Source organism: Psychroserpens sp. AS72, assembly GCF_038900375.1.
In the GTDB taxonomy this organism is placed as follows: Bacteria; Bacteroidota; Bacteroidia; order Flavobacteriales; family Flavobacteriaceae; genus Psychroserpens.
In genome coordinates this window covers 75911-98928 of sequence record NZ_JBBMRC010000011.1, presented here as the reverse complement: position 1 = coordinate 98928, position 23018 = coordinate 75911, and the positions used below count along the sequence as shown (strand labels likewise).

General features: G+C 32.3%; 16 protein-coding genes. 1 reads left to right on the top strand and 15 read right to left on the bottom strand.

The features are described 5' to 3' along the window. Positions 1 to 8: 8 nt before the first annotated feature. Together WNY78_RS16315 and WNY78_RS16310 are read right to left on the bottom strand one after the other, a co-directional pair. Positions 9 to 1325 carry an MFS transporter gene (locus WNY78_RS16315; RefSeq protein ID WP_342874287.1) on the bottom strand — a complete coding sequence of 439 codons (1317 nt, stop codon included), beginning with the start codon at positions 1323 to 1325 and terminating at the stop codon, positions 9 to 11. Between the two features lie 143 nt (positions 1326 to 1468). Continuing rightward, entirely contained in the window at positions 1469 to 4102 is a 2634-nt protein-coding gene (locus WNY78_RS16310) for a TonB-dependent receptor (RefSeq protein WP_342874286.1), read from the bottom strand. 167 nt (positions 4103 to 4269) lie between these two features. Between WNY78_RS16310 and WNY78_RS16305 the strand changes: the two genes are divergently transcribed. Continuing rightward, positions 4270 to 5298: a LacI family DNA-binding transcriptional regulator gene (locus WNY78_RS16305; RefSeq protein WP_342874285.1), complete on the top strand. Its 1029-nt coding sequence runs from the start codon at positions 4270 to 4272 to the stop codon at positions 5296 to 5298. A gap of 31 nt (positions 5299 to 5329) precedes the next feature. On the opposite strand, the gene WNY78_RS16300 is transcribed toward WNY78_RS16305, so the two are convergent. The 13 genes from WNY78_RS16300 to WNY78_RS16240 form a co-directional block, all read right to left on the bottom strand. Next, entirely contained in the window at positions 5330 to 6037 is a 708-nt protein-coding gene (locus tag WNY78_RS16300) for a hypothetical protein (RefSeq protein ID WP_342874284.1), read from the bottom strand. 8 nt (positions 6038 to 6045) lie between these two features. Next, on the bottom strand, positions 6046 to 6969 hold the full coding sequence (queG, locus tag WNY78_RS16295; RefSeq protein WP_342874283.1) for a tRNA epoxyqueuosine(34) reductase QueG: 924 nt from the start codon (positions 6967 to 6969) through the stop codon (positions 6046 to 6048). Positions 6970 to 7025: 56 nt separating this feature from the next. Continuing rightward, entirely contained in the window at positions 7026 to 8369 is a 1344-nt protein-coding gene (locus WNY78_RS16290) for a cytochrome c peroxidase (RefSeq protein ID WP_342874282.1), read from the bottom strand. A 377-nt stretch (positions 8370 to 8746) separates the two neighbouring features. Further along, entirely contained in the window at positions 8747 to 9415 is a 669-nt protein-coding gene (locus WNY78_RS16285) for a cupin domain-containing protein (RefSeq protein ID WP_342874281.1), read from the bottom strand. Positions 9416 to 9419: 4 nt separating this feature from the next. After that, positions 9420 to 11342 carry a tail fiber domain-containing protein gene (locus WNY78_RS16280; protein WP_342874280.1) on the bottom strand — a complete coding sequence of 641 codons (1923 nt, stop codon included), beginning with the start codon at positions 11340 to 11342 and terminating at the stop codon, positions 9420 to 9422. A 25-nt stretch (positions 11343 to 11367) separates the two neighbouring features. Further along, entirely contained in the window at positions 11368 to 12423 is a 1056-nt protein-coding gene (locus tag WNY78_RS16275; RefSeq protein ID WP_342874279.1) for a class I SAM-dependent methyltransferase, read from the bottom strand. A gap of 164 nt (positions 12424 to 12587) precedes the next feature. Continuing rightward, positions 12588 to 16649: a two-component regulator propeller domain-containing protein gene (locus WNY78_RS16270; RefSeq protein WP_342874278.1), complete on the bottom strand. Its 4062-nt coding sequence runs from the start codon at positions 16647 to 16649 to the stop codon at positions 12588 to 12590. 107 nt (positions 16650 to 16756) lie between these two features. After that, entirely contained in the window at positions 16757 to 18079 is a 1323-nt protein-coding gene (locus tag WNY78_RS16265; RefSeq protein WP_342874277.1) for a cytochrome P450, read from the bottom strand. Between the two features lies 1 nt (position 18080). Continuing rightward, positions 18081 to 18470 (bottom strand): hypothetical protein, encoded by a 390-nt coding sequence (locus tag WNY78_RS16260; protein WP_342874276.1) that lies wholly within the window; start codon positions 18468 to 18470, stop codon positions 18081 to 18083. A 16-nt stretch (positions 18471 to 18486) separates the two neighbouring features. Then, positions 18487 to 19509 (bottom strand): Holliday junction branch migration DNA helicase RuvB, encoded by a 1023-nt coding sequence (gene ruvB / locus WNY78_RS16255; protein WP_342874275.1) that lies wholly within the window; start codon positions 19507 to 19509, stop codon positions 18487 to 18489. Between the two features lie 88 nt (positions 19510 to 19597). Then, a complete protein-coding gene (locus tag WNY78_RS16250) occupies positions 19598 to 20047 on the bottom strand; it encodes a hypothetical protein (protein ID WP_342874274.1) in 450 nt (149 codons plus the stop codon). Between the two features lie 90 nt (positions 20048 to 20137). After that, positions 20138 to 21931 carry a cbb3-type cytochrome c oxidase subunit I gene (locus tag WNY78_RS16245; protein ID WP_342874273.1) on the bottom strand — a complete coding sequence of 598 codons (1794 nt, stop codon included), beginning with the start codon at positions 21929 to 21931 and terminating at the stop codon, positions 20138 to 20140. Positions 21932 to 21956: 25 nt separating this feature from the next. Then, positions 21957 to 23018: a cytochrome c oxidase subunit II gene (locus WNY78_RS16240; protein WP_342874272.1), complete on the bottom strand. Its 1062-nt coding sequence runs from the start codon at positions 23016 to 23018 to the stop codon at positions 21957 to 21959.

The window sequence follows — 23018 nt, the reverse complement described above, 5'->3', positions numbered from 1 at the left end:
ATTTATTTCTAAAAATCTAAGTTTACGGTTCTATCCACTTTCTTAGTTTTTATAAGCAATGTGCAAACAGTAGCTATAAGTAGCAATACACCTGCAAATGTTATGGCTTGACGAGGATCATTATTTAAGAAGTTTTTCAGAATATATCCAAAAGTTAAGGTTTGAAAAATCATAGGAATGACAATCATCATATTTATAATTCCCATATAAACACCATAGCGTTCTTTAGGAATATCTGCTACAACCATTAAATATGGAATTCCCATCATACTTGCCCAACCAATACCAAAACCGGTTATGGCGAAAAATAGTAGGTTTTTATTTTCTATATGCGGAAATGCTAAAAATCCAAGTGCAGCTATTACTAAACAAAAAGCATGTACTTTTTTGGCACTATATTTTTTTGCAAAACCAACCAATGCAAAGGCTACTAAAAATGTGACTACATTATACCAACCGTTTACTAAACCAGTCCAACTTACAGCTTCACTATAAGCTTCTTTATTATCTGGTGTTGCATTCCAAACAGAAAGCGCAACGCTTTTAGAAGAATTTTGCCAATAACAAAACAATGCATACCATTGAAACAAATACACTAATGCCAATTGCCACATTACTTTTGGCATGTCTTTTATAGCTGATAAAATTTCTATTAAAGGTCCAATAACACTTCTTTTCTCACTCCTAAGTTTTGCTAATTCTTCTGCTGTTGGAGGGATTTCTTTTGTTTTACTAATACTCCATAGTATTGTTCCAATTGAACAAGCTGCTCCTAAGAAAAAAGAGGCGTAAACCCATGTTGGCAAAGCACCTGTGGTTCCTATAAAAATTAAAGGAAAAATAAATAATGATAAATTAGCTAATACTTGACCTAACCCTGTAAAGAAACTTTGCATTTGAAAACCTAGTGGTTGTTGCTCATCATCTAACTTATCTGCAATAAGTGCTCTATAAGGCTCCATTGCAGTATTGTTTCCTGCATCTAGAATCCATAATAAACCAGCAGCCATCCATAATGAACTACTAAAAGGAAATGCTAATAAAGTTAAACTACATAGAATTGCACCTATTAAAAAAAATGGTTTTCTTCTTCCAAATTTAGGACTCCAAGTTTTATCACTTAATGCTCCAACAAGAGGCTGTACTAATAAACCTGTTACAGGACCAGCAAGGTGTAACAACGGAATTTGATCTGGACTAGCGCCTAAAAAATCATAAATTGGTGTTACTGCACTTTGTTGCAAACCAAAACTATATTGAATACCAAAGAATCCAACATTCATGTTAAGGATTTGCCAGAAAGTTAATTTTGGTTTTTTTAACATAGCACCTTTATTCTAGATTAATATATAGTACTTAAATGTACTTCGTTTTAGTAAAAAAAGAGTCAATGCTATGAAAAACATTGACTCTTTCAACTCAAATCAATTTAAAAAACTCAATAAATTTAGTTAACACTTAAAATTTATTAAAAACTATATTTAAGTCCAAGAGAGATTGATCTTCCTGGAACTGGCCTAACTCTTAAATAATTTGTTTGACCTTCAGTAATACTACCCTCTTCAGATTCTGTAATTCCTAAAGAATCAAACAGGTTGTTTGCTGAAAGGTTTGCATTTAAATTATCAGTAATTCCGAAGTTTATAAAACTATTTACAATTACAAATCCTGGTAATACTAACTCGTTAGAATCTTGAGCAAATGCTTTACTCTGTCCAATGAAACTAAAACCAAATGAGTTCTGGTTTGTTTTTCCAAAGTTATACGCTGGAATAAAATTATAAATGAAATCTGGTTGTCTTCTTGGCGTATTTCCTGCATTATCACCTGAATCAATTTCAGCATCTGTGAATGTTAATCCACCACGTACATCAAAATCATCGTTAAATCTATAAGAACCTTCAACTTCTATACCAACAGATTTATAATCATTTTCAATTATACTATTTGAAGTGGCTTCAAAACCACCTTCTTCGATTGTTTTAGCAAAAAATAATGTTGCATATAGTGCTCCTTTTTCAAATCCTCTTTTGTATCCTATTTCAGCTTGATTAATAAAATCTAATGCATTTATTCCATCACTATTCGTGTAATCCAAACCTGCAAATAAAATACGATCTGCTTTTGCTGATCCACCTCTACTGTAACGTGCAAATATTGCTTCGTTATCTTTAATTAAATAGTTAGCACCTAAAGAGAATGACACATAATCATAATCATAATTAACTATAGTTGGGTTTGCTAAATCTATAGATTGTACTGTTTGCTCTGGTAAAGAAATCTCACCATCATTATTAATATCAAATTCAGACGTTACTGGTCCAGAAAAAGAACCATCTACTTGACCTTTATCATACCGAATACTCGCATCAAAATTTAATTTATCTGAAGCCTCAAAAGCTAAAGCTAAATATGGAGCAGAAGTATTGTATCTGGTATCATAGCTACGTTGGCAACAGTTACCAAAAAATGCTGCACCATAACCTACTAGACCATTTACAGAAAGTGGATTTCCACCAGCATCTAGCGCATCAATCAATCTTGCATCTTCACCTGAAGCCTCTAGTAAATATGAGTTCCATAACCATGACATAGAAACATTTTGTATGCCTTTAAAGTAACCAACAGTAACATCTAAGTTATCAAAGCTTTTGGTTAAACGTATATCATTCATAAAATTATTAAAGTTGTTTAATTGTGTATCAAACAAAACAACTGGTGTTAATAAAGACGTACCACTCACTGCACCATCTCCATTTGCATATACTAATGAATCATACCCATTATCTGTTGCAAAATCACCAGCTAAAAAATCACTTGCTGTTGAAACACTTGCTGGAAAAGGAGAATTAAATCCACCTTTATTAGATGAGAATCTACCATTATTTGTGATTTTGAAATCATCTCCTAAATCAAAAGATGCTTGAATTCCAAATGATGTAGAAATTGGATTCATACCATCACTTACATTTGATCGTCTTAACTCTCCATTAGCTCCTAGACCAACATTTTGATCTAAATAAGGTGTATGTAGTGTTTGACTATTTGCGTCAAAATTAGGAATATCTTCAAATGTAGGATCTGCATTTGTTCCTGTAACTTTAATTGGGTTTGGTAAATATGCAATCGCTTTGTCATTTAAATATTTAGCATAAAGTCTAACATAACCTTTATCAAATTCTTTAGTTAAGTTGAATTTAAACTGTCCACCATTGTTTGCAGTATATCCAGCATCTCTAATACCTTCACCTACTCTATAAAATCCACCCATATGAAAATAAAGTCCATTTGTTATAGGAGCTCCATAATCAAAATCTGTTCTAAAATTACCGTAATCTAATCCAAAAGATGTAGCGAGTGAACCACCTTCAACTTTTCCCGTTTTGCTAATTAAGTTAATAATTGCACCAGGAGAGTTTGAAGACAATGTAGAAGCAGATCCACCTCTAATTGCTTCTATTCTTCCAATATTAGCATCATATCTTGTAAAAATATCTGCAGTTGCAAATGACATATCACCAAATAATAAAACAGGTAATCCATCTTCTTGCAATTGTACATATTTAGATCCACCAGAAGAAACTGGCACACCACGAACTGCTATATTTGAGTTTCCTTCACCACCAGAGGACTCAGATCGAATACCAGGAATTGTTCTAAAAATTTCAGCTGTAGTCCTTGGTGCAGACTGTTGAATTACTTCAGGACGCATAGTTGTTACAGACACACTAGATTCTATTCTAGATTTCGGATTAGTAACACCTGTTATAATCACTTGGTCTAAAGATTCTGCATCTTCACTCATTATAATATCAACAATAATATCTGATCCATCGACAGAAACACTTTTATTAAATTTTGAAAATCCTAAATATGTAGCATTTAATGTATAGGTTCCGTTTTCAACATTGGAAATTGTATAATTTCCATCAAAATCTGAAACTGCTCCTTGAGTTGTACCATTAAGAATAACATTAACTCCACCTAAAGGTACACCAGCATTATCTGATACATTACCTGATATTGTTGATTGTGCCACTAAAGCCGACACCGACATTAGGAATAGAATTAATAAACTGTAACATTTTTTTGTTGTGATCATTTTTAGTTTATTTTAATAATTTGATAATTATTTCGGTTAATTACTGTCAAATCTATATTTATTATCATCTAAAAATGTCAAATAATTAATCGAAAACGTTTTCGATTTTACCGAAAACGTTTTCGATTTATAATAATTACGTATTTTTAAGCTAAACATTTTCAAATATGAAGCCAGTAACTCTTAAACAGATTGCCGAAACATTGGGTATATCCATTACCACAGTTTCAAAAGCTCTAAAAGATTATCCAGATGTGAGCAAAAAAACAAAGCGATTAGTTAAAGAACTTGCAAAAACTCTAAATTATAAACCCAATGCTTTTGCAGTGAATTTACGTAGGAGTGAGTCCAAAACTATTGGTTTAATCATACCAGAAGTTGTTCATCATTTTTTCTCTAGTGTTATTAAAGGTATTATTAGTCAAGCTGAAACTAAAGGATACCTCGTGATTATTCTACAATCAAATGAGTCTTACGAATTAGAAAAAAAACAACTAGATCTTTTAATTAGTCAAAGGGTTGACGGCATTTTGATATCACTCGCTAATGGTACTGCAGATTTTAAACATCTTGAAAACTTAATGATTCAAGAGGTTCCTTTAGTCATGTTTGATAAAATCGCTAAAATTGTCAATTGCTCGAAAGTGATCATTAATGATAGAAAAGCAGCTTATATCGCAACCCAACATTTAATTGATATTGGGTGTAAACGAATTGCTCATTTTAGAGGACCATTACTACCGCAAAATTCTATTGATCGTTTTTTAGGTTATAAAAAAGCATTAACAGATAATAACATTCCTTATGATCCATCATTAGTTTATATTTTAAATGATATGAGTTTTGATGAAGGCACTTTTTACGCTAATCAACTTTTAAAAGACCATACAGATGTAGATGGTATTTTTATTAATACAGATTTAGTTGCCATAGGTGCTATTACCGCATTTAATAAACGAGGCATTAAAGTTCCAGAGGATATAGCAATAATAGGTTTTAGTAATTGGTTTATGTCTTCTGTGATATCACCAACACTTTCTACAATAGATCAACCTGGTTTTTTGATGGGAAAAACAGCGTTTAAATTACTGTATAAAGAAATTAAAAAGCGAAAAAAGAAAGAACCTATCACCTTTAAAACTGTTGAATTAGAAACAAAATTGATTGTTCGTGAATCCTCTAAAACTGAAATTTGATTTTTCTTCGGAAATGTTAACGCTTTAAAATTTAATCTTCATTCAGAATTAAATCTAGCGTAATAGTTGTATTCTCAATAGTCATGAATTTAAGCTGTATAAAACCATAAGTCTCATTAAACAGAAAATTAGATGTGGTTGTACCTAAATAACTTTTAGAAGTTGCATATATAGGAGTACAGACTATATTACCCAAATCATTTTGATAATTTATAGATTTTCCTTTTTTATAATTATGTGTTAGATGAACATCTTGATAATTTTGAAATGCAGCATCCAATTTCCATTGCCATCTTTTAGTAGCATCTAATTTAATGTATGGGAAAGCTGATAATTGTAAAATCCCAACATCATCACTTCTTGGTGGATGCATCCAAATATTTTTATCATTTTCTATTAACCCTGTACGTTCTGAAGTTATTACTTTGAAGTCTTTATCTAAATACTTAAACTGAATGACTGTCTGACTATAATCTGGATGAAAATTAGAGAACGGTTTTGTTGTTCCCTGAATTGTCATTTTGATGTATCTTAATTCTATTTCTAAAATTTTTTGATCTTTCTCAATGGTGCAACGATATAAAACTTCTCTATTAACTGGATAGACTTTATTATCTAAATCAAACCTATTTTCATTTGATAATAATTGATCAGGAATAATTTCTACATATATTTCATTATTCTTTTTAGACGCACAACTCAATAAGACAAACATTATGATTAGTACATATTTTCTCATCGTGACTTTTATTCTAAAAATTTAATATTACGTTGTAAACCTTCAAATTTGGTTCGCTTTACTGCAGATTTCTGAAACACTTTATTAAAGGTATCTTTAGTAATCTCTTCCCAATCTTTTTTGGTCATATCTAATAATTCGGGATGCGGATTAAATAGTGGTTCGCTATGTGCTTTTGAAAAGCGATTCCATGGACACACGTCTTGACAGATATCGCAACCAAACATCCAATCGTTAAATTTTCCTTTGACTTCGGAAGGAATATTCTCTTTAAGTTCTATGGTAAAATATGAAATACATTTACTGCCATCTACAACATAAGGCTCTGTGATGGCTTCTGTAGGACATGCATCAATGCAAGCTGTACAGTTACCGCAATGATCTGTGGTAGCATGGTCGTATTCTAACTCTAAATCAATAATCAATTCTGCAATAAAATAGAATGAACCAATTTGTTGGGTTAATAGATTACTGTGTTTTCCAATCCATCCCAAACCTGATTTTGCTGCCCAAGCTTTATCTAACACTGGTGCAGAATCTACAAATGCTCGTCCGTGAACATCTCCAATTTCTTCTTGAATAGAATGTAATAACGCTTTCAATTTGTCTTTGATGACGAAGTGATAATCGGTCCCGTAAGCATATTTAGAGAGTTGATAACTTTCAGGGTTTTGAATTTCCGAAGGAAAATAATTTAAGAGTAATGACACCACACTTTTTGAACCTTCAACCAGTTTTGTTGGGTCGAGACGTTTGTCAAAATGGTTTTCCATATAACGCATTTTGCCATGTGCATTATTCTTTAACCATTTTTCTAGTCGAGGTGCTTCTTCTTCTAAAAAACCAGCTTTACTGATTCCGCAAGACAAAAACCCGAGACGTTTGGCTTCGGATTTTATAAATTGGGAATGTTTCGATTTGTTCACCTTCAAATTTAAAACTTATAAAGTTTATTTGAAGCCTTTTTCAGCAAGTAAAATTTATTTCATTAATCACACCCCATATCTTGAGATGACATAGGATCTGCATTAGGAAAACAATAACCTGTTGGCAATTCTTCTGGAACATAACGTTGCAAGTTATTATCATAAAGTGCATTTTCTAGAAATGCAGTAATAGCATCAATCTCATCATTTGTTAAATTAAGAGAGATAAAGAGAGGTGAAATTTGACTAGACGGAACGTTTTGGTTTTCTATTTCAGCATTATTTTTATAGCGAATGATATCTTCAATAGATTGAAAACTCCCTCCATGACCAAAGAATGTCACATCCTTTAGATTGTATAATTGAGGTGTTTTAAACTTATAATCATCCTCGGGATTATTTGTAAAACCACCTCTACCTCGTTTAGTAGCATCGTCTATTACTGTTAATATATTATCTCCTTCTAAATCTTTCATACCTAAAGCATAAAAATCCATACCGTTTAATGCTGGACCAGAATGACATGAAAAACATTGAGCATCATCAAAAAACAAAAGGGCTCCTTCTGTTTCTTGTTCATTCATAGCATTTTCGTTACCATTTAACCATTGCTGAAATGGTGCTTGGTTTGGTAATAATGTACGCTCATAAGCTGCGATTGCCAAACCTGCATTTAACTTAGAATAACGACTTGAGACATCACTATTTGGGAATGCTTCATCAAACATATCTTTGTAGGGAGAATTAAGAATAAAATCCTGATCCATGACCAATCTATGTACGTCTAAACCAGCAATAGCTTGAGTTTCTACACCTTCAAAACCTAAGTTATTAACCTCTTTTGGAGTACCAACTGTCCAATTTGTTTCGGTACCTTGATTTGTTCCTGTACCACCAAATTGACCATTCCAAAGCATTACATCTTGGTAGGCTACATTTAATGCACTTGGTGTTCTAATGGGTTGAACATCTATATCAGATTCTAAGTACATCGCATTTTTAAACCGACCTTCACCATGTAATCCAAAACCATTTCCGCCTTCTCCAATACCTTGCAAAATTCCACTTTGAAAACCAGCTTCAGCATGATGACAACTTGCACATGAATACATGTACATGCTTTCTTCCATATTTGGATTCATAGCGATTCCTGTTTCATGAAAAAGCATTTTACCTAGTTCTACTTTTGCAGAAGTTATTGGGTTATTAGGGTCGTTTGGAATGAGGTTAAAATCTGTTGCTAATGGTTGAATTAAAATATCTTTAGAACCGTAAAGCTCAATAATCCTACTTTCTAAAATACTCTGTGAAGGTATTGAAACGTAATTGTCATCATCTGATGCACAAGAAACCAAAAATGTTGTAAATCCTACCAATGACAGAATATAAAATCGTAAACTTTTCATTGTGATTGATTTAATAGCTTCTGAAAAGTAAAATAAAATAAATAACGAGCTGAATAAATTAGATTAAAGTCTTGTTTTATACTACATATAACGTTATTGAAGATAAACTACTGATTTTCATCTACTAAGTGATGCTATAAATTTTAAACTTTCTTTTCAAATCTTAAAAACACAATTTTAGGTTTCAAGGTAATTAAAAGTGTGATGTCTATCTCATCAAATTCTTAATGAATTTTATCAATTGCGTGTATTGCTGTTTATTATTCTCAGCATAAAGTTAACACTATCTAATTGTCTCAGTTTTGATTTTTAAAATACATCTCCTTCAAATAGTCATTTCGTAAATCATATACGTTGTGACAAACTGGTTTTATTCCTTAATCGACTTTTGCAGGTTTAAGAATTAAGTCGTGTTCAGTCGCTATTTTTCCAAATTCTTCTGGGCTAAAAACTGTAGCATCTTTTCCAGGTTCTGCTCCAACTTTTTTAAAGAAAGAGAGTAAGCCATCTTTATCATTTGGGATGATTGCGAAAATTAATTTTAAAGGTTCGTTCCCTGTATTTTTAAATGAATGGTATTCTCCAGGAGCAGTATACCATACATAACCTTCTTTTACTGGAGTTTCAATACGTTTCTCATTCTCATAGGTTATAACGATTCCTTCTCCTGATAAAAAGTAGGCAATTTCTTCAGTTATATTATGTTTATGTTCTGGCAATGCTCCACCAACTCCTAATTCATATTTCGCAAAACTTGCAGATGCGTGAGGATGAGTATTTGCATCCATAAATATTTGAAGTTTACCACCAGACCCTAATGTGTCTTTATTTTTAGGAAAAACCCATAAATGTTCTCCTGCATTAGGTTCCATAATACTACCTACAGATTTTTGAGTTTTGGTAGTTATGTCTGTTTTTTGTGATTCTGCTACGCTTTCAGTTTTCGCTTCTTTGTTTCCGCAACTTTGCAATAAAATTGTTACGCTTAAAAGAGCAAATAATAATAGTCTTTCACTTGATTTCAGATATTCTTTTTTGTTAATCATAAGTTTAGTATTTGTTGGTTGCTTCTATTTGTTCTATTCGTATTAGTAGTTTTTGATAATTACTATTTTGTTTTTCTTTAGTCTCAACTAACTCTGCAGTTAAAGATTTGATATCGTTATTTTGACGATCAATTATCTCTTGTTGCTCTTGTATGGCTTTAGTGAGCAGCGCAATAAAATCGTTATAACGCAAACTCATAAAACCATTGTCATCTTTATGCAAAAAACCTTGATCTGTATAACCCTCTTTCAATAATAATGCTTCAACATCTTGGGCAATAAAACCCATTTCTCGAGTTTTAGTATCATTATTCTTACGTATATAATCTACAGGTCTAAGTGCTTTCACAACATCTAAACCATATGGTAATCTTCTAATATTGTCTTTCCAGCGTTTATCAGAAGTTGCACTCCAATTTACCTGAATACCAGCATAACTAATTTGGGTATTACCTATTCGTATTTGGTTAGATCCTGTAGCGTTTGGAACTTGAGCATTTTTTCCAATACCTATATTATTATTTCCCGTCGTAACATTTCCGAGGGCATCCGCTCCTATCGCTGTGTTACTAACACCTGAAGTATTTTCAACAAGAGCCCAATAACCAAGCGCTGTATTTGATCCACCATTGATGTTTTTTAAAAGTGCATTATAACCTACAGCTACATTTGAACCTCCTGTAGTATTTAATAAAAGTGCTCTGGACCCAATGGCTGTATTTCTTATCCCTACTGTGTTACTTAAAAGTGTTGTAAACCCAACTGCTGTATTTGTGTTTCCAGACGTATTGGAAAGAAGTGCTTGATGACCAATGGCAGTATTCTCTGTTCCATTTGTGTTATCCATTAGAGCAAAACAACCAATTCCCATATTAAAGAAACCCGTATTACTATAAAGCGCTTTATATCCGAATGCACTATTAAAATTTCCAAGGATATTGCTAAAGAGTGCTTCGTCACCTATAGCTGTATTTTGCGAACCAGTAGTATTGTTTTGAAGTGCTTTATGTCCAACTGCTGTATTCTCTGCACCAGTAGTATTATAATACATTGCGCTTTTGCCATTGGCAGTATTATAATTTCCTGTAGTATTACTATAGAGTGAAGTTCTACCAATTGCTGTATTATCATTTCCAGAAGTATTATATACAAGCGACGTAAAACCAATTGCTGTATTATTATTACCTGAAATATTGTTTTGAAGTGCTCCAGTCCCAACAGAAGTATTTTGTTGGCCGTTAACATTGTTTTCACCTGCAAGTTTACCTATTGCTGTATTGTTATTTCCGGTTGTATTTTCCGCTAGCGCTCTATAACCAATTCCAGTATTCGAAACTCCAATTGTATTATTTAAAAGTGCATAAGATCCCGTTGCAGTATTATCTACTCCTGTTGTGTTAGAAGAAAGCGTTTGATTCCCTATTCCAACATTTTTATTATCTGTACCATCGTCGTTAAGTCCAGCATCTATACCTAAAAATAATGAAGAACCATCGACATCAGATTTACCATCATGTAATTCGTTTATTTTAGTCGCTGCATTAGCAGCAGTTAACGCATAAGGTACAGCCATAAACTGTGTTGTACCTAAATCAATTAAACCACTCCCTGTATTTATTTGTACGTTTAAAAAATGATCATCATTTCTCCAATCTATATCTGCAAATACATCACTTGTTGTACCAGTACCAATATTTACAAAAGCTATACCATTGATATCTGTAGTTGGCGTATGATATTCTTGATAAACATTAGTCATACCTTCACCTTTAAGGATTTGAAACTGAATTGTAATAGTTTGATTAGCGAGCACGTTTCCGATAGCATCTTTAATAACTGCCTTATAATTAATACCTTGTTGAGCTTGCATAGTCAATAAAAGTAACATACAAGTCAGTATTAAAATACTCTTTTTATGAGTTTTCATAGGTTTCGTCTTTATATTAGATTTCTTAAAGTCTCGCCTCTAGTATGAGGTTAAAAGGTGTTTCTGTAGCTCTTCTAAAGTGATTAAACCCTCCTTTAAGCGCCACTTCACCTAATCTTTTTTCTCCTGCTTGTGCACCTAATGCTAAACCAACTTCTTGACTCATCGAACTTGGAGTGCATAATAATGTAGAAAAGGAATAGAATGCTCGACCAACAGGATTCATGTTATCTTTTAAAGTATCGTTTGCAAATGGTTCAACAATCATACAAGTGCCATCTGGTTTTAATGCCTTTTTAGTATGTGAACAAGCTCCAACAGGATCTCCCATATCATGGAGACAATCAAAAAAAGCAACAAGATCATAATCCTTTCCAGGAAAGTCCTTAGCAGTTGCTAATTGAAATGAAATATTATTAAGACCTTGTTCTTGAGCATGCATTTTAGCATGATCTATGGAACCTTGATGAAAATCGAAACCTATAAACTCTGAGTTAGGAAATGCCTTTGCCATAATCATAGTTGATGCTGCATGACCACAGCCAACATCGGCTACTTTTGCTCCTTTTTGTAATTTTTCTACAACACCATCTAAAGCAGGTAACCAGGTTTGCACTAAACTTGTCGTGTAAGATGGTCTGAAGAATTTTTCTGTACCACAGAATAAACAGCTGTGATGATTTCCCCAAGACACACCTTCTCCAGATTGAAAAGCTTTTTCCATGGTTGGAACATCATGATACATTGAAGATATAGCATAATAAGCACCAGTCATTAATACAGGACTATCTGGATTACTAAACACAAAAGCTTGTTCTGGTGACAAAGCAAATGTTTGATTACTATCATCATAATCTACATATCCAGAAGCTGCATGAGCAGATAACCATTCTCTTAAATAGCGTTCATTTACGCCTGCTGCTTCGGAAAGTTCGGCTGAAGTTGCTTTACCTTTAGCTTCCATCGCTTTATAAATTCCTAGTTTATCACCAATAATAATAAGTGGACCAATTGCTGCTGCTCCCATTTCTGTAACCATTTTACCTAACAGTGTGTTCAATTTGTTTTCGTTAATTTCCATGATTTTAAGTTTTTAGATTAGTAACGATGGCAAGCTAGTCATGAAGAGAAAAGATGACTTTTACTATATTATAAATATGTTGACTTATTTAAGCAAGTACATAAAATGCTAGCACTATGTTGTCAAAAACACAATGGAAATGATTTTAATAAATTGATTTTCAGTTATTTATATATTGCGCTAGGCGTGTGACCAAATTCTTCTTTAAACGCTCTACTAAACCAAGAAGGATCATTAAAACCAACTTGATATGCAATTTCTGAAACGGATTTATCTGTAGTTTGAATAAGGTCCTTTGCTTTTTCTAGACGGACAGAACGAATGAAAACAGCTGTAGACTTTCCTGTAATGGCTTTTAATTTCCTATAAATTTGGGACTCACTTAGGTGCATTTTTTGTGCAATATGTCTAGAACCTAAGTTAGAATTATCAATATTATCTTGAATGATACTAATAATCTTTTGAAGAAATTTTAACTCAGGGTTATTATCTTTTGAATCTAATATTTGAGATATTTTATCTTTTGAAAACGACTGTATCATGCGTTGTCTTAAAAGCACTAATTGATCTAGTCTAGTCAACAACTCAGTCTTTAAAAAAGGTTTGTTTAAATATGCATCTGCACCATGCTGAAGACCTTTAAGTCGGTCTTTTTCCGAAGTTTTAGCAGTTAGCATAATAACAGGAATATGATCTGTACGTACATCTGTTTTGAGAATTTTACAAACTTCAAAACCATCTCGTCCTGGCATCATCACATCACAAATAATAATATCTGGAATTTTATCAAAAGCCTTTTCCAAGCCTAAATCTCCATTATTAGCAAAAAGACAAAGATACTTGTGCAGTAAACAAATCTTTAAATAAAAAGCAACATCTTTATTGTCCTCTATAATTAAAGCCTTTGGCAAATTGGTACTGCTATCATAAAGTTGTAATGACCATTCTTGTTCTACACCAATATCATCAATTATATCAATTGAATTTGTAATTAGTTTAGTTGATATAGATGAATTTTTGGTTACAGGAATTATTACTGTAAACTCTGTACCTTTATTTTCGGTACTTTTTACACTTATTTTGCCATTTAAAAGCTCTACTATTTTTTTAGTTAATGCTAAACCAATACCAACACCTTTTCCTGCTTTAGACAATGAGTTTTCAACTTGATAGAATCTATCAAAAATATGTGGTAATGCTTTTTCAGGAATACCAATACCATTGTCTTTTACTTTTATAACAAGATATTCTTCGTCGTTAATAACATCATTCTTTACATGAAAAATTATGCTGTTACCTACATGAGAAAACTTGATTGCATTAGACAATAAATTAGAAATGATGATTTGCAATTTTCCGTCATCAAAATCCATAATAAGACTTTCCGTTTCAAAATAAGAAGTCATTTCTAAATTTGAAGTTTTAGCTAAAGACTGAAAACTTTCTCCTATATATCTTAAAAAAGGGATAACATCTGCCTGAATAAGGTTGAGTTCCATAGTACCACTTTCAGCTTTACTTACACCTAGGAGTTGATTAACAAGTAAGAGTAAATCTTTACCATTTCTTTCTATTATATCTACAGCTTCGGTTGTTGTGTCATGATTTTGCAATTTAGGATCTTTTTTTATGGTATCTGCTAAACCTAAAATTACAGTTAATGGTGTTCTAAATTCGTGAGTAATATTTGTATATAAGTCACTTTTAAGCGTACTGAGTTCTTTAAGTTTTTGATGTTCAGCATTGGCTAATTTTTTTGATAGTTTGAAATTATAAAACCAATAAAAAAAGTAACCTAAAACTAAAACATATAAACCATAAGCCCACCAAGTTGCCCAAAGTGGTGGTAAGATTGTTATACTCATTTCCAAAGGACTTTGGTTCCATATTTTCCCTCTTGAAAAGCCGTTAACCTGAAGTTTATAATCTCCAGAAGGTAAATTTAAAAACTGTATTTCATTATCTTTAAGTCTAATCCAATCTTGATTATCTGGAAGTAAACGGTAGGCAAACTCTACATTTTTATCGAGTCTGTAATCTATTGAAGATATATCTAAATAAAATGGAAATTGATTGTGTTTAAATTCTAAATAATTTGAATTTATAATGGGTTTAGTTAATATTTCATCTTCTATTCCGTTAGGCTTTACTGCATAGTCTTTTACTCGTAACTCTGAAAAATAGATTCTTTTAGGTTGGTCAATATTCTTAATATCATCTGGATTAAAATATGTGACTCCTCCTATTCCTCCCAAATAAATAATACCATCGTTATCTCTAAATTTTGCGTGTATATCAAACTCATTACTTTGTATGCCATCTTCAATATTATATTGTACAAATGTTCTGTTTTTTGTGTTAAAATTAACCAAACCATCATTTGTACCTAACCAAAGGTTTCCTTCCTGGTCATCTTGTATACTATATACTGCGGCATTAGTAAATTGATTTTGTTCCCTCCAAGAGGTAAACGTATTATTACCTAAAAAAAGGTTTAATCCATTACGTGTGCCCACCCAAATACTATCATTTTTATCTATTAATATATCATAAACAGCGTTATGAGAAAGACTTGCATTGTTTTGCTTGTCATTATTATAGTTTGTAAAAATAGGGTTCATATAACCTTCGTCTTCAAAATGTATTTTAGTTAATCCTCCTTGAGTACCAATCCAAGTATTATTGTTTTTATCTACTCTTACACAAGCGGTTACATTGTTCTGTAAAGAGTTTTTATTTTCAGGATTATTTACATACCTAACCACTTTTATTTCACCATTCTCTTCTAATTCTAATCTAAAAACTCCATAACCATAAGTTGCTCCCCAAATGTTACCATTATTATCTAATGCTAATCCTTTTAAAAAATCACCATTAATAGAATTTAAATCGTTAGGATCATACCTAAACATTTTAAATTTTGGTTGGTTAGGATCAAATGTTTTTAAGCTTAGCATGCGTAAACCTCTAGTGGTTGCAAACCAAAGTCTTTGGTTTTTATCATCTTTCACTATTTCTCTTACAGTCCCAAAAGTTCTAATTGAATCGTTTTTAACATTTTCAAAATAGTAAGGCTTACCATTTCTAATTAAATTCAAACCACCATCAGATGTTCCAACCCATAAATCCTCTTCATCTTTTAATATAGAAAATATCACATTGTCATTCAATATATGACTACCGCGTTTGTTTTTTGAAATATTCTTAAAAAAAGGTGGCTTAAAGTTTATTAAATTTAAATTATTTGCTGTGCCTACAAGTATTTTGTCAGTATCTGTTTTAAGTAAAGCTGTAACAGTACTATTGCTCAACCCAGTTTCATTTTCTTTTGATTTTTCTATTTCACGAATGATTTTCATGTTTTTAAAATCCAATAGAAAAAGACCATTTCCTGTACCTACCCATACTGAAGACTCATTCTTTTTTAAAAATGAGGTTATGAATTTTACAGAAATGTGAGATGTTATTTCAAAATCAAATAAATCGAGTTTTTTATTTTGAAAATCATAAACATACAAGCCAAAATCACCTCCTATTAATAATTGTTCTCCCGTATTATAGAATGCACGTACACGGTTATTAACTTTCAGTTCAGGATTAATATTTGTATTATCCTTCTGCGACGGATTAATTTTATAAACATTGCCTTCAAAATCACCAACCCATAAATTTCCATCTTCCGAAATTAATAAAGCACTTAATGACTGATTAGGTAAATAGTTTTTTTGAAGAAAAGTATTATCCGCTAATTCCTTAATCATATGTAAACCAGAAAGTCTTGAAGCAACCCAAATATTTCCTTGAGTATCTAAACTCAAATCTGATATACCTTCATTATCATCTTTGGCAAATTTCAACTTTACTTTATAAAAGCGCTCTTGGTTTTTGTTGTAATAAGAAATACCGCTACCAATTGTCCCAACCCATATATTACCCTTTTTATCCTCAAGTAAGCTATTGGTTAGATTTCCTGAAATTGTTGTAGAATCTGAATCCTTGTGTTTAAATTGTTTAAATTGATTTCCATCAAACCTATTTAATCCATCTTGAGTAGCTATCCATACAAAACCAGAATTATCGAGTAAAAGGTCATTTGTGGTAACTTGTGAAAGTCCATCTTCTAATGTAAAATGTTTAACTCTATAGGAATCATTTATAGACTGAGCAAAACCTGAAGTAAAAGGTTGAATAACTAAAATGAATAGTAATACAATAACAATTTTCAATCTCTTCTTGAAAATATAAATACTATAATTAATAACCACCTTTGATTCAATTGATTAATAAGAATTAAAGTTAGTGATTTTTTAAATAGTAGTTTTAATAAATGTGTTTATCGTTTTTCAAATCTAAGCACAGCATTTTTAGGTTTCAAAGTAATTAAGGGTGTAATTTCAATGTTTTCAAATTTTGAATGTATTTTATACCTAGACACTATTTCTCTTATGGCAATAATCATTTCAAACATTGCAAAATTATTACCTATACATTTTCTAGGTCCTGCTCCAAAAGGAAAATATTGCGATGAGAATTTTCGAGAACCTTCTTCAAAACGCTCTGGCATAAACTCATTTGGTTGTTCCCAAAACTCTGGATGACGATGAATCTCATAAACCGAAAACAATAAATTTGAACCTGCTTCAAAGTCTACATCGTTAAAACTATCATTAACAACATTCACACGATCTATAAAATACGCTGGAGGATATAAACGCATGGATTCTTCAATAACTTGCTGACAAACTTTTGAAGCCATAATACTTTGCATCAAATCGTCTGTCTCTTTTTTTACTTCGGAAATTTCCTTATAAATCTTTTCTTGCCATTCCGGATATTTTGCAAGTAGCTGAAACGTGAATGTCAACGCATTAGATGTAGTCTCATGTCCTGCAGTGAATATGATCAAAATTTCATCAATAAGCTGTTCCTCAGACATGCCAAGTCCGTCATCATATTTAGTTTCAATCAACATATCTAATAAATCACCATAACGTTTACCTGATGATTTTCGTTCGTCAACAATACCTTTCAAAATTACTCTTGCTTCTTTTGAAAGGTTTAAATGTTTTTTAATCGTGCCACTCGCTTTGAACCACCAACCTAGATAAGGTTGACGTAATTCTTTAACTAACATATGTTGATTAGCTTCGGTAACAAACTGTAAACGCTCCATATCATTAGATCTGGCAGCTTTTGTGAATAACGATTTAACAACCGTTTGAAAAGCTAAATCATTTAGTGTTGGAAAAATATCTATAACAGTGTCAACCTCAATCTTTGCATACTCAGCAACGATGGTTTCTTGCATGCCACTCAATAAATTTTCAAGTTGCTTTTTATGAAAAGCAGGCTGCATCATTTTACGTTGTTTTTTCCATTTTTCTCCTTCGGAAGTCAACAAGCCTTCACCAACGTATTTTACTAAATCTTCAGTTTGAATTTTAGATTTCACATAATTCTTTTGATTTTTCTGAAGTACATAAACTGCAAATGCTGCATCTCTACAAAAAATCACACTATTACTGAATCCAATTTTTAATCTAAAAATATCACCTTGTTCATTAAAATTTCTATTATGAAAAGGAAGTGGGTTTTTAAGTATTTCTAATGAATGCTTTATGAATTTTAATAGTGGAACTTCTGGTATTTTTTTCATTTTAGTCTTTTAGATATTCCATACCATTTTTTACAATCTGATAAACTCTAACCCGTTTTGATTTTTTAATCAATTTTTCTATATCTTTTCCTTTAATAAATAAAGTTATTGAATCTTCTTTCTTTAAATTTTCAACTAAACTTCTATTATTTGACAGTAAATCATTTGGATGAATTACAAATTCAACAGGAAAATCAGTAGACCAAAATTTATAGATATAACCATGCGTTGAACCTTTAAATATTTTGATTTCTGTATAAAGCTCAACATTAAATTGATGCAGGTTGCTTTTGTCAACGTTTTCTAAATTAGATGAGTATCTTATTAAAAATACAGCGATTATAAGACCTCCAAATAATTTGGAATACAACTTTAATTTAAAATTTCTCATTTAAAAGCTATTTCAATCAAAACAAGCCACCTTGTGTTGGCCCTTTTATTTTACCTAAATGTTTATAGGCTTGTTCGGTAACTTCACGACCTCTAGGTGTACGCATCAAGAATCCTTGTTGAATTAAAAACGGCTCGTAAACTTCTTCAATGGTTTCTGCACTCTCACTTACAGCAGTTGCAATTGTTGTAATCCCTACTGGTCCGCCTTTAAATTTTTCAATAATAGTTGATAGGATTTTATTATCCATTTCATCTAAGCCATGAGCATCCACATGAAGCGCTTCTAGAGCGAACCTTGCAATTTTTATATCTATACTACCGTTACCCTTTATTTGAGCAAAATCACGAACTCTACGCAATAATGCATTTGCTATTCTTGGCGTACCACGACTTCGTCCAGCAATTTCTACAGCAGCTTCCATAGAAATAGGTACACCTAAAATAGATGCACTACGTTGAACGATTGTGGTCAATAATTCGGTATTATAATACTGCAATCTACTTTGTATCCCAAAACGTGCTCGCATTGGAGATGTTAATAGTCCTGAACGCGTTGTAGCTCCAACTAATGTAAACGGATTTAAATTAATTTGAACCGTTCTTGCATTTGGTCCAGACTCAATCATGATATCAATTTTGTAGTCTTCCATTGCAGAGTATAAATATTCTTCTACAATAGGACTCAATCGATGGATTTCGTCAATGAATAAAACATCTCTTTCGTCTAGATTGGTTAGTAAACCAGCTAAATCTCCTGGTTTGTCTAAAACTGGTCCAGAGGTGACTTTTATAGCCACATTAAGCTCACTTGCTAAAATATGTGCTAAGGTTGTTTTACCTAGTCCTGGAGGTCCATGAAATAACGTATGATCTAAAGCTTCATCTCTACCATTAGCTGCCTGAACAAAAATTTGAAGATTCTCCAACACCTGATCTTGTCCCGTAAAATCATCAAAGGATAAGGGTCTTAACTTTTTTTCAACGTCCAGTTCTTCTGGTGTAAAATTTTCGTCTGTTGGGTCTAGGTTTTCGTTCATGGCACTTCCCACGAAAGTGGGAATCTCTTTAAATTAACAAAGTGGATTCCTGCTTATGCAGGAATGATGGTATAAGCAAATGTAATAATTACATTCGAGTTATCATTTCTATTGAGCCATCTAAATTAATTCTAAATGCTTTTCCTCCTCCAACTTTTCTACTTAATTTCCTCTCTTTATTTGAAAGCAATTTATCCTCGGAAAAAATTATTGGTATATAATATTCTTTAGATAATTTCAGATATCGATTTGTTCGACTCACATAGTCATCAGAGAAATCATCATTTTCATCAAATGTTATGATGTAATATTCACCTTCGCTTCCATAAAATCGGATTTCAGTATATTGTTTTTTTAGATCATAGTTATTACCAGACCTACCATCAGCTGCAAATCGATTATCAAAATATTCAATTATATACTTTGAATATTTATCATCCAGTTCATAAACAATTCGATTTTCTGTTTCAGTTTTAGTTTCGGTTTGACATGATAATAAAACAAAAAACAAAATCAATGATAATTTACATTTCAGCATAATCAAATATATAAAAAAGACCTTTAGAATGATTGCTCAATCTAAAGGTCTTTGATAGTTTATTCTAAGATACTCGCTTTCGCCAGTATATTAGTGTTGTAATTCTTCCTCACCATCCTTTAAAGGAATGTTTTGAGGTACAAAATCGTCATCATGTCCTGGTTTACTATAATCGTATGACCAACGGTAAACATGAGGAATATCTCCTTCCCAGTTACCATGGATATGCTTAACTGGAGCAGTCCATTCTAAGGTTGTAGATCTCCAAGGGTTTTGAACCGTAGGCTTTCCGAAGAAAATAGAATAGAAGAAATTCCATAAATACACCAATTGAAACGCTCCACCAACTATAGCAAATAATGTAATTACGACATTAGCATTAGTTAAATCGTCAAACAATGGGAAATGAGAATTTGTATAATAACGTCTTGGTAAACCTGCCATACCTATAAAGTGCATTGGGAAGAAAACTCCGTAAGCACATATTGCAGTCACCCAGAAATGTAAATACCCTAAGTTTTTGTTTAGCATACGACCAAACATTTTTGGGAACCAATGGTAAATTCCTGCGAACATACCGTAAAGTGCAGATATACCCATTACCAAGTGAAAATGTGCAATTACAAAATACGTATCATGTACATTAATATCTAAGGCACTATCTCCTAAAATGATTCCTGTTAAACCTCCAGTAATGAAAGTAGAAACAAAACCAATAGAAAACAGCATGGCTGGATTCATTTGTATATTACCTTTCCAAATGGTGGTAATCCAGTTAAAAGCTTTTACTGCGGAAGGTATTGCAATTAATAAAGTCGTGAATGTAAATACAGACCCTAAGAATGGATTCATACCTGAAATAAACATGTGGTGACCCCAAACTATTGTTGAAAGGAATGCAATTGCAAGAATAGACATAATCATCGCTCTGTAACCAAAAATTGGTTTACGAGAGTTAGTTGCCATAATTTCTGAAACCAATCCCATCGCTGGAAGGATTACGATATAAACTTCTGGATGTCCTAAGAACCAGAATAAGTGTTCAAATAATACAGGAGAACCACCTTGATAATGTAAGACTTCACCTTGTATAAATATATCAGATAAGAAGAAGGAAGTACCAAAACTTCTATCCATTATTAATAATAATGCTGCAGATAATAATACTGGGAAAGATACAATACCAATAATAGCAGTTACAAAAAATGCCCAAATTGTTAAAGGAAGTCTTGTCATAGACATTCCTTTTGTACGTAAGTTTATAACAGTTACTACGTAGTTTAATGATCCTAATAATGAAGACGCAATAAATATTGCCATTGACACTAACCATAGTGTCATTCCCATTCCAGAACCTCCTTGTGCCATTGGCAGTGCACTTAAAGGTGGATAAATTGTCCAACCTGCTGCAGCTGGTCCAGCCTCAACAAATAACGAAATAACCATTATTACACTTGAGACAAAAAACAACCAATAAGACACCATGTTTAAGAAACCTGATGCCATATCACGTGCTCCAATTTGCAACGGTATTAATAGATTACTGAATGTACCACTCAGTCCTGCCGTTAATACAAAGAATACCATGATGGTACCATGAATTGTTACTAATGCTAAATAAATATCGGCATCCATAACACCTCCTGGAGCCCATTTACCTAATAATGCTTCAAATAAAACATTAGGTTCTTCTGGCCATGCGATTTGCATACGGAACATCATTGACATTAATACACCAATTACTCCCATAATAGTACCAGTGATTAGGTACTGTTTTGCAATCATTTTATGATCTTGACTAAATATATATTTAGTTACAAAAGTCTCTTTATGATGATGTTCGTGATCGTCGTCGTGTGCGTGAGTATCTGCGTGTGCTGACATAATCTATTTTCTTTTTTAAGTCTTTTTATTTTGTTAAAGAATCTTTGAATAATTTTTGCTCTTTCATCCAAGCATCATATTCTTCTTGAGTTTCTACTATAATCTTCATTTGCATGTTGTAATGTGATTTTCCACAAATCTTATTACATAACAACAAATAATCAAATTCATACATTAACTCTTGACCTCTAGCTTCTATTTCCTCTTTCTTCCCAAGTCTAATAGCATTAATATTTGCCACTTTTTCTTGAATATCTGGATTTTGACGCATGTCTTCGGTAGTCACAGTTGGCGTAAATCCAAACTGAGTAATCATGCCAGGAACACAGTTCATTTGTGCTCTAAAATGTGGCATATATGCTGAGTGCAAAACATCTTGAGAACGCATTTTAAACAGAACTGGTCTACCAACAGGTAGATGTAACTCTGTAGTAATAACATCATCCTGAGCGTTAGGATCTGCTTCATCAAGACCTAAGATATTTGCTCGATCAATATCAATCAATCTTACATTTGCCAAACCTAAGGTATTGTCCTCACCACCATAACGAGCTTTCCAATTAAACTGTTGAGCATATAACTCTACTATTAATGGATCGTCAGATTCGTCTACGTTCATTATTGCTGTCCAAGTAAATAAACCGTAGATAATTAGACCTGCTAAAACTATTACTGGAACAAACGTCCAAATAGCTTCAAGCGTATTATTATCTGCATAGAATAAGGCCTTTTTACCTTTTTCACCTTTATATTTATAGGCAAAGTAATGTAATAAGAATTGAGTTATCGTCTGAACTATGAAAATAACAACCATTGAAATGATCATCAAATTATCTAAACCTGGTCCATGTTCTGAAGCAGAATTAGACATTAATGGTAAATCTCCTAAATACCAAAAACTTGCGATTGTAATGGCATAGATGAAGATTAAGAATCCCATCATTAAATAAGCATTAATTGTGTTGTCTTTATCTGTAGCTACAGGACTCTTTGAAGAGCCTACTTGAGCTAGGTCAAAAATTTTGACCATTTGCCAAATCGCAATAGCTATGAAAAGTACTATTATAAGTGTTAAAAAAGCAGTCAT